The 14710-nt window shown below is 68.0% G+C and carries 13 protein-coding genes; 6 read left to right on the forward strand and 7 right to left on the reverse strand.

What is annotated here, in order from left to right:
- From ACFQTY_RS00390 to ACFQTY_RS00400, 3 genes are all read right to left on the reverse strand, one after another.
- Positions 1–219, reverse strand: coding sequence for an excisionase family DNA-binding protein (locus tag ACFQTY_RS00390; protein WP_378095680.1), 219 nt, complete (start codon positions 217–219; stop codon positions 1–3).
- A 61-nt stretch (positions 220–280) separates the two neighbouring features.
- Positions 281–3238, reverse strand: coding sequence for a MobF family relaxase (gene mobF, locus ACFQTY_RS00395; RefSeq protein WP_378095683.1), 2958 nt, complete (start codon positions 3236–3238; stop codon positions 281–283).
- A gap of 305 nt (positions 3239–3543) precedes the next feature.
- On the reverse strand, positions 3544–4146 hold the full coding sequence (locus ACFQTY_RS00400) for a hypothetical protein (RefSeq protein ID WP_378095686.1): 603 nt from the start codon (positions 4144–4146) through the stop codon (positions 3544–3546).
- 323 nt (positions 4147–4469) lie between these two features.
- Here ACFQTY_RS00400 and ACFQTY_RS00405 point away from each other — a divergent pair, with 323 nt between their 5' ends.
- Positions 4470–4958, forward strand: a complete 489-nt coding sequence (locus ACFQTY_RS00405; protein WP_378095689.1) for a hypothetical protein — start codon at positions 4470–4472, stop codon at positions 4956–4958.
- 47 nt (positions 4959–5005) lie between these two features.
- Here ACFQTY_RS00405 and ACFQTY_RS00410 read toward each other — a convergent pair whose 3' ends face one another.
- The 4 genes from ACFQTY_RS00410 to ACFQTY_RS00425 all read right to left on the reverse strand — a co-directional run bounded on the left by ACFQTY_RS00410 (position 5006) and on the right by ACFQTY_RS00425 (position 7993).
- The gene (locus ACFQTY_RS00410) at positions 5006–5959 is read right to left on the reverse strand and encodes a nuclease-related domain-containing protein (protein WP_378095691.1); all 954 of its coding nucleotides are present in this window, start codon (positions 5957–5959) and stop codon (positions 5006–5008) included.
- A gap of 29 nt (positions 5960–5988) precedes the next feature.
- A complete protein-coding gene (locus ACFQTY_RS00415; RefSeq protein ID WP_378095693.1) occupies positions 5989–6294 on the reverse strand; it encodes a transcriptional regulator in 306 nt (101 codons plus the stop codon).
- A complete protein-coding gene (locus ACFQTY_RS00420) occupies positions 6291–7022 on the reverse strand; it encodes a hypothetical protein (RefSeq protein WP_378095696.1) in 732 nt (243 codons plus the stop codon). Before ACFQTY_RS00420 ends, ACFQTY_RS00415 begins: the two co-directional genes overlap by 4 nt.
- Positions 7023–7456: 434 nt before the next feature.
- Positions 7457–7993: a very short patch repair endonuclease gene (locus tag ACFQTY_RS00425; protein WP_378095699.1), complete on the reverse strand. Its 537-nt coding sequence runs from the start codon at positions 7991–7993 to the stop codon at positions 7457–7459.
- A gap of 45 nt (positions 7994–8038) precedes the next feature.
- Between ACFQTY_RS00425 and ACFQTY_RS00430 the strand changes: the two genes are divergently transcribed.
- From ACFQTY_RS00430 to ACFQTY_RS00450, 5 genes are all read left to right on the forward strand, one after another.
- Entirely contained in the window at positions 8039–9409 is a 1371-nt protein-coding gene (locus tag ACFQTY_RS00430) for a DNA cytosine methyltransferase (RefSeq protein WP_378095702.1), read from the forward strand.
- Between the two features lie 367 nt (positions 9410–9776).
- Positions 9777–12326 carry a Z1 domain-containing protein gene (locus ACFQTY_RS00435; protein WP_378099056.1) on the forward strand — a complete coding sequence of 850 codons (2550 nt, stop codon included), beginning with the start codon at positions 9777–9779 and terminating at the stop codon, positions 12324–12326.
- Positions 12319–13431 carry a hypothetical protein gene (locus ACFQTY_RS00440; RefSeq protein WP_378095705.1) on the forward strand — a complete coding sequence of 371 codons (1113 nt, stop codon included), beginning with the start codon at positions 12319–12321 and terminating at the stop codon, positions 13429–13431. Before ACFQTY_RS00435 ends, ACFQTY_RS00440 begins: the two co-directional genes overlap by 8 nt.
- Positions 13432–13757: 326 nt before the next feature.
- Positions 13758–14303: a hypothetical protein gene (locus tag ACFQTY_RS00445; protein WP_378095708.1), complete on the forward strand. Its 546-nt coding sequence runs from the start codon at positions 13758–13760 to the stop codon at positions 14301–14303.
- Positions 14303–14590 carry a hypothetical protein gene (locus tag ACFQTY_RS00450; RefSeq protein ID WP_378095711.1) on the forward strand — a complete coding sequence of 96 codons (288 nt, stop codon included), beginning with the start codon at positions 14303–14305 and terminating at the stop codon, positions 14588–14590. The genes ACFQTY_RS00445 and ACFQTY_RS00450 overlap by 1 nt, the downstream gene beginning before the upstream one ends.
- The last annotated feature ends 120 nt before the right edge of the window (positions 14591–14710 follow it).

Here is a 14710-nt window from a genome sequence, read left to right on the forward strand (position 1 = left end):
TCAGCGTCGACCTAACCGAGGGATGACCCGCGCGGGGCGGAGGAAGTCCTCGAGGTCGGTGCGACGGATCCGGAGGACACGGTCGCCGACCTTGACCGCGCGCAACTGGCCCTCGGCGATGAGCTTGCGGATGAAGCGGTCGGTGACGGCGAGCTCGTCGGCGGCCTGGGCGACCGTCAGGTACGGGGCACGGGACGGGTTGGTGGTGGTGAGCGTCATCTCGGGACTCCTTGGGTGCGGGTGTTTCCGGTGGTGAGCGGTCGGGGCCGGTGATGGTCGGTCAACCGCCGAACGGGCGGTCGACGACGGCAGCTGGCGGGCGCGACAGGGGCGCCATCGCTGACGGGGGCGGCAGGGCGGAACGCGCCGCCCGGACTCGCCGATAGGGCCGGTCGATGTCGTCGTCGGCGATGGCGGTCCCCGACGATCGCGTCGGGGCGGGCGGTGCGAGCGGGACCGGCTCGTCGGGATGGTTCGCGGTCCACGTCTCGGTGGCGGTGGTGGGGATGCGATTGGTGGCCAGGACGGTGCGCAGGGTCTCGTCGACCTCCTCGCGGCGGGCGCGGCCCGGTGGGCAGTCGGGGTCGAACGGGCCGGTTTGCACGTAGAGCTGGTTGTGGTCGCGGCCGCGAGTGATCGCCACGTAGAGGTCTTCGCGGGCCATCGCCGCGCTCACCACGGTGTGGGTGGTGTCGACCGTGCGGCCTTGGGATCGGGCGGTGGTGGTGGCGTAGCCCAGCTCGACGTGCTCACGGACGTAGCCGGCGGGCAGCCGGACGGCAGCACCGCGCTCGGCCCGCGAGCCGACCGGACGGACGGTCAGCGACCCGTCGTCAGCGGTGGCGGTCACGTCCCAGAGCGCGCCGTTCCGCACGAACCCGTCGGCCGTGCGCAGTCGACGCTCGTTGTGCCGGGTCACCACCCGGTCGCCCACGCTCGCGAGGGTGTCGTCGGACAGCCGCACCCCGCCGGCAAGGTGAGCGCGGCCGCCCAGAACGGCAGCCACGTGCGCGCGGGCGTTGAGCTCGTGGACCGTTCGGGTGTCGGCAGCCTGCAGCAGCACCACCTTCCCGTCGGCGGTGTCCTGCCCGGCAGCCTGGACGGCGGCGTCCAGGACCTCGTCGGGCGCACCTGAGCTGATACGCCCCTGGGTCCGGTAGATCTCAATGGCCCGGGCGTCGCCGGCGCGGACCTGCAGGCTGGCTGCGGCTTCCCACGGCTGGGAGAACCGGTGCAGCGCGGTCAGCTGCGCCGTGGCGCGCCGGTGTACCAGCATCCCGAACCCACCACCAGGTCCGACCGCAGGCCGCTGCTCGGGGTCGCCGACCAGCACGAGCTTGGCGCCGGCGGCCTGCGCTTGGCTGACGAGGGCGGCCAGGGTGGGGGTGTCGGCCAGGGAGGCCTCGTCGAGCACCACGAGCTGCGCAGGGGACAGCTGCCAGCTCTTCATCTCGTCGATCAGGTCGACGACGCGTGCCTCGACCTGGTCGCGGCCCGGTCGCGGGGTGAGCGAGATCCGGGCCGCCAGCTCCCGCCACTGCGCGTCGCGCTCGTCGTTGCGGGCGTGCTCGAACAGCCACTTCGCGGTGGTCTCCGCCCGGATCCCCAACGCCTCGCTGAGCACGTGCGCCGCGGTCGCCGACGGGGCGAGCGCGATCACCGATGCGCCGTGGAGCGACTGCCAGGCGTCGATCACGGCCCGCAGCGTGGTCGTCTTGCCGGACCCGGCGGGGCCGACGACGGTGTCGACCACCTGCCCGGAGGCGAGCACCGCTTCCGCCGCCGCACGTTGGTCCTGGCTCAACCGCGGGTGACGGGCCAGCGCGGTGGCGATCTGAAAGTCCCGCGGCACACCGAGCCCCGTCGGCGACGCGGCCCGGTGAAGCAGCTCCTGCTCCGCGGCCAGGATCGCCGGGGTGGTGAACTTCTCCTCCCCGATCCGGCGGACCTGACCGTCGTCCAGGCGCACGCAGCACCCAGCCGCCGCGGTCACCAGGGTTCCGACCAGGGCGATCCGCTCGTCGGGCGAGGCCATCGGCAGCACCCGCGTGGCGCGGGCTGCGGCCGCGGTCAGCGTCCAGGTGCTGAAGACGGCCGCACGCCCCTGCACGTCGGCGAGCACCTGGTCGACCAGGGCGGCGCGCATCGGCCCTGCGACGTCGTGCACGTGCAAGCTGCGCCCGTAGTCCCCGATCAGCGCCCGAGCCGCCAGGTCGCGCGGCTCCAGCCCGGTCACCGCCCGGGCCCGGTTGGCCCACTCCTCGAACAGGTCGCCCAGCGGCCGCAGCACCTTTGCGGGGCGGGTCGAGCGGGTCAGCAGGGCGCGGGCCTTGGTGACCTCGACCGGATCCGGCGCGCGGCCGTGCTTGTTGACGAACGTCGCCTCCCAAGCCTGCTGGGCGGCGTCCACCTGGGCGCCGCGTCGGGAGAACAGGTCGAGCACCTCGTCGGGCACTCCCTGCAGGGCCAGCGTCGGGTTGCGTCGCGGACCACGGTCGCGCAGCTCCCACCGCACGCCCAGCCGCCGGCTCAGCTCGTCGGCGAGGAACCCGTCGTACAGCTCGCTGACGGAGACCGTGGCTTGCAGGAGCGTGCGTCCGTCGAGCGCCCGCCACGTCCCGTCGGAGGTCTGCACCTTGTTGGCGATCACCAGGTGCGTGTGCAGGTTCGGGTCGTTGAGCCGGGAGTCGACGTGCTCGAAACCCGCGGCGACCACCCCGAGGGTCCGCACCTGGCGAGAGCCACCGGCACCGACCCGCGTCCGGATCGCCTTGTCCTCCAGGAACGTCAGCGCCTGCGCCAGCGCGCTGCGGTGCGCGCCGACGACGGCTTCCCGGGTGGCCGCGTCCCCGAGCGCCCACAGCACCGAGGCGGACTTGGGGACGGTGAAGACGAGGTCGAAGCCGGCGACCGGCTTGCCCCGGCCGACGTGCACGGCATCGAACGGAACACCGAGCGGATCCCCGGTGGACGGGTCACGACCGTCGCGGAACACCCGGGTCATCGCCTGCCGGGTGACCTTGTCGCCGCGACGCACCTCGGCCAGTCCGTCCAGACCACGGCCGAGCCACACGCCCGGCTCCGTGCCCGACGCGGCGTAGTAAGCGGCCAGCGCCTGGCTGCGAGACATCTCGATGTCACCGGTGGCGACCTGCCGCGACAGGTACTCGTACCCGTCACCGACGGTCAACTTGGCGATCGCCAGCACCGCGAGGCACCCCCTCTCGCGGGGCGCCACGGCGTGGTCCCCCTACAAGCGGGAGTGCAGGATGACGAGCAACACGCGACGGGTACCGGTTGATCGGCGGGCGTCGCGGACGACGAAGGCAGCGGAGGTCGTGGCACGCGCGCGACGATCCTCAGCAGCGATAGACAAACCGATAGACAAACCGGTGACATCCCGCCGGTGACATCGCGGTGACATGGCTGTCTATCGGCTTGTCTATGGGTCGGCCGGTGACCGGGACGAGATGGCTCCACATCCAGACGTGTGCACCGAGCCTGCAACATGCGGCGGCGCCGGCCATCGCCCCGCCGTACTGACTACGTGCAGGAGCCCCCTGCGACGAGTCGCTGCATGTACTCCAGCCGCTTCTCGTGCCGGACGGGACCGGAACGGTAGATGATCCCGACGTCCTTGAAGCTCGCCTCCATCGCCGGGTCCTCCACCCGAAGTCGGAGCACGAGTGCGTGTGGCGCAGGCCCCGTGACGGTGGCGCCAGCCGCGTCGACGAGGCTCGCCGGTGACATCCCGCCCGCCAACGATGGCCAGCCGGCTGCCACGGCTGGCACCTGGTAGACCCCGTCCGGCCCCGGGTCGATGACGGCGATGTAGGCCCCGACGAGTGCGACGTTGTGCGCACCGATCAGGCGCACGTCCTGAATGCGGAACGGCAGCTCTGCTCCGATCCCGAACGTCCAGGTCACGTCGCCTGGCGCGTCGAGTGGATCTGGGCTGCAGGCGGTTGCGCCCCCGGCCAGCTGCCAGCTCAGCGGGCCGTCGACCTGGATGCCGACCAGGGTCCAGACAGCCAGCGCAACGGCGATGACTCCGGCTGCTGCCGCGACACCATGCCGAGTGCCTCGGCGGCGCATTCGCCGCCGACCGGGCGGCTGGGCCCAGACGTCCAGCTCGTCGATCGACATGGCGCACCGCCCCCTGGCCACTTCTCGGCGCCCGCTGTCCGTGCGCTCTGGCGGCGCGGCGAGCGTGCGTGATCGAAACGCTAGCGCCGCGCGCACTCGGTGCGCCGCGTCCGGGCCGCCGGGTCGTGCCGACGAGATGGCGCAGCGGCGGTGATCCACCTGTCGATGCCCGTCGCTGCGGTTGTCGATCGCGCTGTCGACGTCTCCACCGTCAACCGCAACGCCCACAGCGCCTGGCGGGCGTCGACAACTGACGAAGGCAGCCTTCGAACTCGACGGGGGATCCGCCCACGAGCTCCGCGATTCCCGAGGAGGCTCGAGGGGTGCGCACCCGCGCCATGCCCCGTGTCTGCGTCCTCGTCGCCGTCGCGCTCCTCGCCACCGGATGCGGCGCGGCACACACTCGCGGCGGTACACCGATGCACTCGCTGCAGCTGCGTCTCGTCACGTCGTCTACTGCGGGCACATGCAGCGCCCCGCCTCTCACAGCGGACGGACCCGGCACCGCGTGCGACCGGGAAGGCACCACCACCTACGTGCTGGGCAAGTCGCTGGGCACAGTGACTCCGACATCCGTCACGACCCAGGGCCACGGTGTCTACCTCGAGTACGACCAGGCCGGCGTCGACACCATGCGCGAGGTCACCACCAGCGCTGTGGACAAGCAGATAGCGATCCTCCTCGACGGCAAGGTGCTCGGCGCCCCCGTCGTCAAGGAACCACTCACCACCCGCTCGGGAGAGCTCGCGCTGGCGACGCCAGCCGAGGCTGAAGCCGTCGCAGCCGAGCTCCGAGGGACCACGACGCCCTGATCCGAGCCGCAACCGGAGACCCCGCCTGCGCGCGGGGGCGGGGCCACTCAGCCCTGAGGCCGCCAGGTGGTCGACCGTCGGGCGGCCTCGAAGATCGCCTCGACCGTTTCGTCCTCGAGGACGACCGGCCTGCGGCGCAGCCAGTCGGTCAGCGCCATGCGGTTTACGACGAAGACGTCGGCCGGAGGCTGCTTGATCGTGACGTCGTCGGCACCCACCGGGACGACGACCCCCGCCACCGAGACCGGGAACCCGCACGCCGCCGTCAGGTACCGGCCGGCTCGAAGAGCCTCGTGACGCGAGTTGCGGATGTACGGCTGCTGCTGGCCGTTCACCTTGAAGGCGTTGTCACGGATCCAGATCCGGGCGCCCGGGTGGTGCTTGGCGTTGAGGCTGAACACACCGCCGGGGCCGATGACGAGGTGATCGATGTCCGAGCCGTTCTCGCCGACCGGGATCGCGTGCAAGAACTTCCACCTCGGGTCCTTCTTGGCCAGCTTGGCGAGCCGGGCGGCCACCAACTCCTCCCCGTCGGCGCCGATCCGCCACGCCCGCTCATCGGTGTGGACGCCGAGCACCCGGGCGACGAAGGTTCGGACCGGTGCGGCCTGCTTCAAGGCGACCGCCTGCTGGCGCGCCATCTCGCCCGCCCGATGGGCAGCCAGGTCGTCCCAGACCGGTGGCGCCACGGGCATCGAGGGCTCGAGATCGACGGTCGATGTCCGGGCGACGTGCGCCGTCGACGCCTCGACGACCGCCGACGTGACCTCGGCCTGCGGTGCCAGATCCGCCCTCGGCGCCGACACGACCGTCAGATCACCGCCTTCGCTCGTCTGCCAGGCCTGGAGGGCGAAGCGCAGGTCGTCGAGCCGCTCCGGGACCTCGACGTGGTCCTCGCCCGTCAGCAGGTCCCGCCAGCCCACGGGACTGCCGTCGCCGTCGTGCACGTACAGCCGGTCCTTGCCGTACCGACGCCACCGCCGAACTTCCCAGTCCCCCATGTGTTGGGTATCGGCACCGAGGGGCGCAGCTACGACTCGAGCTGCCGGATCAATGCCTTGAGTGCCGCGAGTTCCTCGCGCAGAGCGGTGCCACCCGCCTTGGTCAGTCTGACCCAGGTGCGTGGCCGGCGACCCTCGTAGCCCTTCTCGATGTCGACGAGGCCGGCGCGCTCGAGGACCGCGAGGTGCTGGGAGAGGTTCCCGGCCGTGAGGCCGAGCGTCTCGCGCAGGAAGCCGAACTCGACGCGGCGCGCCTCCTGGGTCACCGCCAAGATGCCGAGCCGGACCCGCTGGTGGACGACGTCGTCCAGCCCGTTGACCGGATGGTCGCTCACAACGCGCCCGCCCGACGTCGTTCGAGCACGGCGAACAGCCCACTGCCGACCAGCAGCACGAGCCCGGGCAGCAGCAGGCCGGGCAGGAACACCCACGACGACAGCGTCGCGGTAGAACGCTGCCCGGTCGGGACGCTGGCCATCACCGAATACAGGTACACCAGGGCGAACAGCACCAGGGCCCGACTGCGCTCGACCCGTGCCAGGACCAGCAGACCGAGACCGATCACCCCGGTGGGACCGACCAGCCGGTTCAGCTCCGGCGCCCACGACGAGCCCACATCCACGAACGTGCCCGCCACGCGCGCCCAGCTGAGCGGATGAGCGGCGTCCCACAGCGAGACTCCCGCGGCGGCGAGCGCCAGCACGACCCCGCCGACGACATAGGCCGTCACGCGGGTGCCGACGCCACGGGCCCGCGCCCGCCGGACGAACACGGCGCCGATCACCAAGTAGGCGGCGACCAGCGCGACGGGCCAGTACCAGAGGACCAGCGTCGAGTACGGCAGGCAGACGTTCAGACGACCGTCGGCGCTCGTGGCGCAGTGCGCGGAGCCAAACCCGTAACGGGCGTACCCGTACAGCGGGATCGCCGCCAGCACGACGACGGCGAGCACCAGCAGGGCGACCCAGGTCGTCCGCTGCGCAATGCGCACCCGGCGAGTGAGGTCACGAGTGTGCGCGAGGACGGCCCACGGGTCGTCGGCTTCTTCCGAGGCGGCGGACATGGTCAAAGGTTTGCACTACAGACCGGTTGTGACAAGAGACGAGATGCCCCTGCGGGCAGTCGCTCGGCAGCCGCGCAGCGGCTCCCGGGGGACCCAGCTGATGTCACTCGACCCGCGCTGGCATCGGGATGCAAGACGAGTCGTGGTGTTTGAGGGTCGGCGAGGTGACGGTCGGCGAGGTGACGGTCGGCGAGGTGACGGTCGGCGAGGTGACGGTCGGCGAGGTGACGGTCGGCGAGGTGACGGTCGGCGAGGTGACGGTCGGCGAGGTGACGGTCGGCGAGGTGACGGTCGGCGAGGTGACGGTCGGCGAGGTGACGGTCGGATGCAGCGAGCGAAGACAGTGTCCGAAAGGAACTGACGGCCGCTCGCAGTTCGGCCCGGATGGCTCGCGAACGCTTCAGCCATCGCCGACACCAGCGGCACTCGTACCGTCAGGCCCCGTTGAGGGACTCGTGACCGAGGGCCAAACGTCGGAGGCACTCGATGACCCTGGCCCCAACCTCGGCAGGCTCTTCGTGCTCCCACGCGCGGATCACGTGCCACCCCTGACACCTGAGAGCAACGGTTGTGTCCGCGTCTCGAGCCTGGTTGGCCGCCAGCTTCGCCGCCCACCAGGCCCCGTTGGACGTGGGGGCCGTCCCGTGTTCTGGGCAACCGTGCCAGAAGCATCCATCGATGAAGACTGCGACCTTGGCGCGAGTGAAGGCGACATCGATCGTTCGGCGAGGCCGGTCTGGGACAGGGTAGTGGACGCGGTAGCGGTATCCGGCAGCGTGCAGCAAGCGGCGTACGGAGAGCTCGCCATCGTTGTCCCTGCGCTTCAGAGCGCGCATGCGGCGCGAGACGGCTTCACCCGTCGAGCCCGGGTGAGACGGGACGTGGAACGTGAGAGCCACGCGAGCATCGTGCCGCTGAAGGCTTGGCGCCTCCACCCACGTGCCATGCTCGCGATACAGACCGGGCGACATGCGATGGAGCTTGTGCAGCTCGAACAGACGTTTTAAGCTTCCTCCATGTCCACCGAGCCCGCGTTCCGCTTCGTGGATCTGTTCGCCGGGATCGGCGGGTTCGCGGCAGCGCTCACCGCCTTCGGCGGCACGGGCGTCTACTCAGTAGAGATCGACCCACGCGCATCGAGGGTCTACGAGCTCAACTGGGGGCACAGCCCGCTGGGTGACATCACTCACGACGCAACCGACTCGGTCATGAACGTCCCCGAGCACGACGTGCTCGCGGCGGGGTTCCCTTGCCAGCCCTTCTCCAAGTCGGGCGCCCAGCGCGGCATGGATGAGACGCGCGGCACCCTGTACTGGCACATCCTGAACATCGTCCAGGCGCACCACCCGACCGTGCTCCTGCTTGAGAACGTGCGAAATCTCGCTGGCCCGCGCCATCTACACGAGTGGCAGGTCATCATCGAGACGCTCCGCGCCGAGGGCTACCGCGTCTCCGAGACCCCGGCAGTCTTCTCTCCGCATCAGGTGCCGCCTTCGCGCGGTGGTCGCCCGCAGGTCCGCGAACGCGTCTTCATCACCGCTACCTACGACCCTGACGGGGTCGGAGACGACTTCGCCCCCGAGCCCGCAGTCACTCCCAGCACCCGCATCGACGGATTTGATCCCTCGAGCGAGTGGTCACTGGACGACTTCCTCGAGCCCGACCACCATGCGTCGGGATGCGAGCTCTCCACAGCAGAGAAGTTGTGGATCGATGCGTGGGATGACTTCGTCCAACTCATGTGGGAGGCGCGCCAAGGCCGTCGACTGCCCGGGTTCCCCCTGTGGGCCGACGCCTGGCCCACAACCGCAGCCAAGGCAGCGGAACTCGCGGAACAGATCGACTCACACGAGACGCCAAGTTGGAAGCGTGACTTCCTGACCAAAAACAACGCGTTCTACGACGCGAACCGCCAGGTCATCGACCGATGGGCCGCGCGGTGGGGTGTTTTCACTGAAGCGTTCCCACCTTCGAGGCGAAAGCTCGAGTGGCAGGCTCAGGACACCCCACGGCTGTGGGACTGCGTGATGCATTTTCGCCCGTCTGGCATCCGCGCGAAGCGGGCGACCTACCTTCCGGCGCTGGTTGCGATCACCCAGACTTCGATCATCGGCCCCCGTCGCCGCAGGCTCAGCCCGCGCGAGGCCGCGCGCCTGCAGGGATTCCCTGACGGCTTCACGTTCGGCACCCAGCCTCAAGCGGCCACCTACCGCCAGCTCGGCAACGGCGTGAATGTCGGCGCCGTCTGGAACGTCCTGAAGGCCCACGTCTCCCGCGACGAGGCGATCCTCAAGACGACGCCCGAGGGTCGACGGATCATCACGGCAGTCCTAGACGCCCCAGACTCACCCGACGGCCGCCTTCGGGAACTCTTCAGCAGCCGATAGCGTGCCGGACATGGGGGACGGCTTCGGTCACGCGGCGACCCACGGACCCTGCGCCAGCCCGGCCAGCTCGATGACGCCTCCGTTGCACCAACCCCAGAGGGCCGCGCGTGACAAGCAGATCGTCGCGCTTTGGGAAACCGGCCGCACCCTTGCGGATCTTGCTGATCGATTTGGTCTGACCCGCCAACGGGTCGGCCAGATTGTCCGCATCAGCGGCGGCGCAACAGTTGCAGATCTGCGAGGCACCAGATCCGCCCGCAAGTCGGCGGGAGTTCGCCAAGCCGCCCGTCTCATCAGCCTCGATCTCGAGGAGCACCCCGGAAGTACCGCGTCCGAAGTCGCGGACCGGCTCGGAGTCGACGTGAGCATGGTGCGCACCAACGTACCGAGGTCAGCACGTCGCCTCCTCGTCAACGAGCCCCACGCCATGCCCACGACTTGGAGCCGGCAAGCGTCGCTGGAGGCAGTCTCGCTTGCGGCGACCTACGAGTGGCCCCTGACCAGTACCACCTACGACAGCCTCATCCGGCAGGGCGAGGTCCGCGGTCCCAGCTCGGTGCGTCTCAGCCAAGTATTCGGCTCCTGGCGCGCGGTCTGCGTCGAAGCCGAGGTCGAGCCCGTGGCACCGCAGAGAGACGACTACCAATCCCGCTGGACCGACGGCGACTTGCTCGACTGGGTTGCTGACTACCTTCGGTCGCCCGGCTCTCTCGGTACGTACGGTGGCTATGAACGGTGGCGAGCCGAGACCTCGCTGGACGCGCCGTCGGCGCCAACCGTTCGGAATCGACTAGGCACGTGGGGCAATGTGAAGCGGCAGGCACTGAGCAGGACCAAGGAGAACGGCGAAACGGTGGCGATGCTCGGTCCGGAAGCACAGCGGCTCGACAAGGTGCTGGCGCAAGGCATGGACGAGAGGACCCGGACCAACATTTGGCACTCGGTTGGCGAGGTGCTTGAACAGGGACCACTTGGAGATGGCCGAGCCGGGGAGACGTGCCTGGCGCTCGGCCTGGTCCAGTCCGGCAAGACCACCTCTATCACGGCCCTGCTAGCGGCGGCAGCGGACGCCGGATACCGAATTGCCGTGGCACTCCTCGGATCGACCAATTTACTGCTTGACCAGAATCGGCGGCGCCTTGAGGACGCTCTCGGGATCGGCGCTCGGCAGGACTACGTGTGGGTCACCGAGCCGAATCTGTCCGGGCTCCCAGGCTCGAGGCGCGTGGCCACGCACCTCGACCGAGGTCGAGTCGTTCTCATACCGGTTCTCAAGCATGCGGGGCGAATTCGCGCTCTCTCCGAGTCGCTCCAGCACCTCGGTCTATCACAGCCGGCATTGATCATCGACGACGAAGCTGACCAGAGCTCACTCAACACCGGCGGCGACAACGCCGAGAGTCGTACGTACGAGGCGATACGGTACCTACGCGCCGCCTTGCCGAATCACCTCTACGTCCAGTACACGGCAACTCCGTACGGGCCCTTGATGTTGGACGCGGAGGACCTCCTTCAACCTGAGTCGGTCGTCTTTCTGCAACCCGGCGCCGGCTATACCGGTGGGCGCGAGTTCTTCGTCGACTTCGCTGACAAAGTAGTGCGAGATGTGCCGGTCATCGAGGAGCAGGCGTCCAAGACGGCGCCGCTTGCGCTCCCAAACAGCCTCGAACGAGCATTCGCCTCCTTCTGTGTCGGAGCAGCTCTCCTCATGGTGAACGGGGCAGCAGATGCGCCTTTCAGCATGTTGGTGCATTCAACAGCGCGAAACGACGTCCAGACCCGATACCACTTCCTGCTCGGCCGGCAGATCAAGACTTGGCGCCGCGCCCTAGACGACGCCGCCGCACTCGCGGAACTGCCCGCCGTCTTCGCCGAAGAACGCGCACGGCTGATCGGGTCAGGCGCTGAGGACGTAGAGGACACGCTCCTCCTGAACCAGCTTCGCGTCGTCATGCGTGAGTGCAACCTCTGGCTCGTCAACTCGTCCACCGCGATCACCAAGATCGACTGGACCGTTTCGCCTGTGCACGTGCTCGTCGGTGGCAACAAACTCGACCGCGGGTTCACCGTCGAGGGGTTGACTGTCACCTACATGAACCGCCCTGCGAGCCCTCAAGTAGACACGCTCGAGCAGCGAGCCCGAGCGTTCGGCTATCGGAGGAAATTGCTGCCGTACTGCCAGTTCTTTGCAAGCCGCCGGACGATCCGCTCCCTCCGTGACATCGTCTTTACGGAGTACGACCTCCGAGCCCGCTTGCAGGACCATGTCGACGACGGCGGGTCAGTCCACACGTGGGCGACCGAAGTTGGGCTCCTCCTTCCCGAGGGAATGAAGCCCACCCGTGACACTGTGGTGACAGCACTCTCCTCGACGCCAGCCGGTTGGCACAGCCTCCGACGCCCGGTCCTTTCGGAGGAAGAGGTTCGCCACAACGAGTCGCTTGTGGCCGCCCTCGGCCTGTTTCAGGCGCCATTCGAGGATCACCAGCGGTTGGCTTTCCGCACGCTACACCTGAACGCCTCGGAAGTAATCGAGAGGCTTCTCGCGCCGTGGGCCGTTGAGAGCTACAGCCCCAGTTGGCGACACGGTGACCTTCTCGATCATTTGCAGCGGACGGTCGACCAGAACGGGCAAGTTCCGGTTCTGCTGATGGAGGACAATGGACGTCCCCGTCAGCGCCGTTGGGACGATCAAGTGGGCTTCATCAACCTGTTCCAGGGCAGAGACCTCAAGCCCCAGCCGGACGGCGCCTTCTATCCGGGTGACCGCAGCACGCCAGATCTCGACCGGGATCCGGACCGTGTGGTCGTTCAAGTGCACCGTGTCGTTCGCCGAAACGTGCCTGACCGAGAACTCCTCACACTTGCGCTTCACCTAGGCAGCCGCGGCATCACGAGGAAGATGAACGATGACTGAGACGACGTACCAAGTTACGAGCCAGGTTGGCGAAGCAAAGCAGATCGCTATCCGCAACCTCCGAGTGGACGCACACAATCCCCGCTTGCCCGAGGCGCACCGAGGCGGCAGTCAAGAAGATCTGGCCGTCATTCTAGAGATGGGTTTCGACGCCTTTTCTGTCGCACAGTCGATCGTTGACAACGGTTATTTTCTCGGCGAGCCTCTCCTCGCCGTGGCTTCCGATGACGAACCTGGCGCGTTCGTCGTTGTTGAAGGGAACCGTCGACTGACAGCGCTTTTCGGCCTCGCTGTCCCGGAGATCAGAGCGCAGTTCGCGGAGCCCGACCGATGGGAGCTGATCGCGGGTCGCACCTTACTCGTTCCGGACTCGACGGTGCCCGTTATCGTTCACGCTTCCCGTGAGGCAACGCACTCCCAGGTCGCTAAAGCTCACGTGGTGGGCAAACTTCAGTGGCGGCCCTACATGCAGGCTAGATTCATCGCAGCTCGAGTTGCCGAGGGTCGCACGATCGCCGAAGTAGCGGAAATGATCGGGATCACCAAGAGCAAGGCTTCCGATCTGTACCGCGACCAGGCAGTCGTTCGCCAGGCGCAGGAGCTCGGACTCGAGACCTCAGAAATCGAGAAGGCTTTCTCCGTCTTGACCGTCGCAATGGGTAACACGAAGCTCCGGGACCACATCGGGGCGCCCCTTGGATCACGTATGGACATCAATCAAAGGCCCATACCGCTCGAGCGCACCGACGAGTTGCGCGAACTGGTCACCTGGGTCTTTGGTGACGAGGCCCATGAACCCGTGATTACCGACTCGCGCCAGATGAGCCAGCTTGGCAACGTCGTTTCGAGTGAGATCGGGCTCAACGCCCTGCGTGGTGGTCATTCGCTCGAGGAGGCCAAGGAGCGAGTGAGTCAAGCAGGCATGGATCCCCGAGAGCGGCTCCAGAAGCGTCTTGGAGCAGCTAAGAACGCACTGCTCCATGCGTCCGACGATATTTCCGACCACGCGTCCGACCCGCAGGTGCAGGCGCTTGTTGCAGACATAGAGGCCCTGGTCGAATCTCTCCGGAATGTCGTGGACGAACTGGGCTCGGTAAAGGCGTGATGCTCGAGGCATCTGTTTCGGGTCGGGAGCAGGTCGCCGACTGGCTAGAGACGACGCTGCTTGCGCGAGGGACTCGGCAAATGGGCGAAGACGAGCTCACCGGCTTGGCCGCTTCTGAGATCGGGGCTAGTGCTGCGCAGGTGTCGTTTGCTCAGCGAGTGATGACACAGCGGGCCAATACTCTCGCCGCGAGTTATCCCTTCGTAGTGTCACCATTCGCGGTCCGCGCCACGCCAACTGGACCTTCGACTCCCTACGCCGCGCTCCTCTTGCTGACGTCGGGTTCGGTCGCGCGACAGCTGCTCCCCGCCAGTTCGACTCACGAGATGGAAGTCCTCTTCGAGCGGATCGCCGCAGCCGCACTTGCCGGACTCTGGGGTGTCGCTGGCCGGGCTGTTCGGTTCGGCTGGCCTTCCGACGTAGGCCGGCCGCCCGAGTTCCCAGCCGCGATCCAGTGGCTCGCCAGCCAGCTCGGCGTGCCCGTGGGCGGTGGGTACCGGCCGCCGATACGCAAGGACGGCGGCGTTGATGTCGTCGCCTGGCGCGCGTTCCCGGACGGCCGGCCGGGCTTCCCCGTGGTCCTCGCGCAGTGCACCCTGCAAGCCGACCTCATAACCAAGGCGTCGGATGTTGAGCCCCGTGTGTGGGCAAGTTGGCTTCGGATGGATGTTGACCCAGTCACCGCGCTAGTCGTGCCGCAGACAATCGGTGACGAGCGGCTCTGGGGACAGCTCGCCCTTCGAGGCATGGTGCTTGAGCGCATTCGCCTCGCAGGGCTGCTCGAGAACGATGTTGAGATCAACGGTCTCCGACCATGGGTGATCGAGGTCCTCGACACGATCCGGCCGTATCTCGCCGGGGCTCAAGACTGATGCGAGTCCAGAAGGTTGACCTCGTAGCCGCCATCGCGTCCGCGCTGGGCGTCCAAGCGCCCAAGATGTCGACCGGTTCAACTGAACCGAAGGAGATCTTCCTCATAGCGAACGAGGTCCTCGGCCTAGGACTTCCCACCAGTCTGACGAAGCCGGAACTCGCGAAGGGCATCGTCGAGGCGGCCGGCCATGTCTGGACCCCGAGTTCCGAGTCGCGTGGCGGCACGGTGACCACGGACGGCCTCGAACGGGTACTTGCGGCGGTTCGCCTCTTCGTCGCTCAGTAGTTTGCATCAGAGGGGCAGGACCGGATGGCACGATGATCGTGTGGCCGTCATTCGATCGATATCCAAGGGCACTTCGGTGGTCTCTCGCCACCGCACAAGTGTTGACGCGACGTATCAAGT

It is taken from the genome of Cellulomonas sp. T2.31MG-18, from assembly GCF_964266755.1.
Classification (GTDB): domain Bacteria; phylum Actinomycetota; class Actinomycetes; order Actinomycetales; family Cellulomonadaceae; genus Cellulomonas.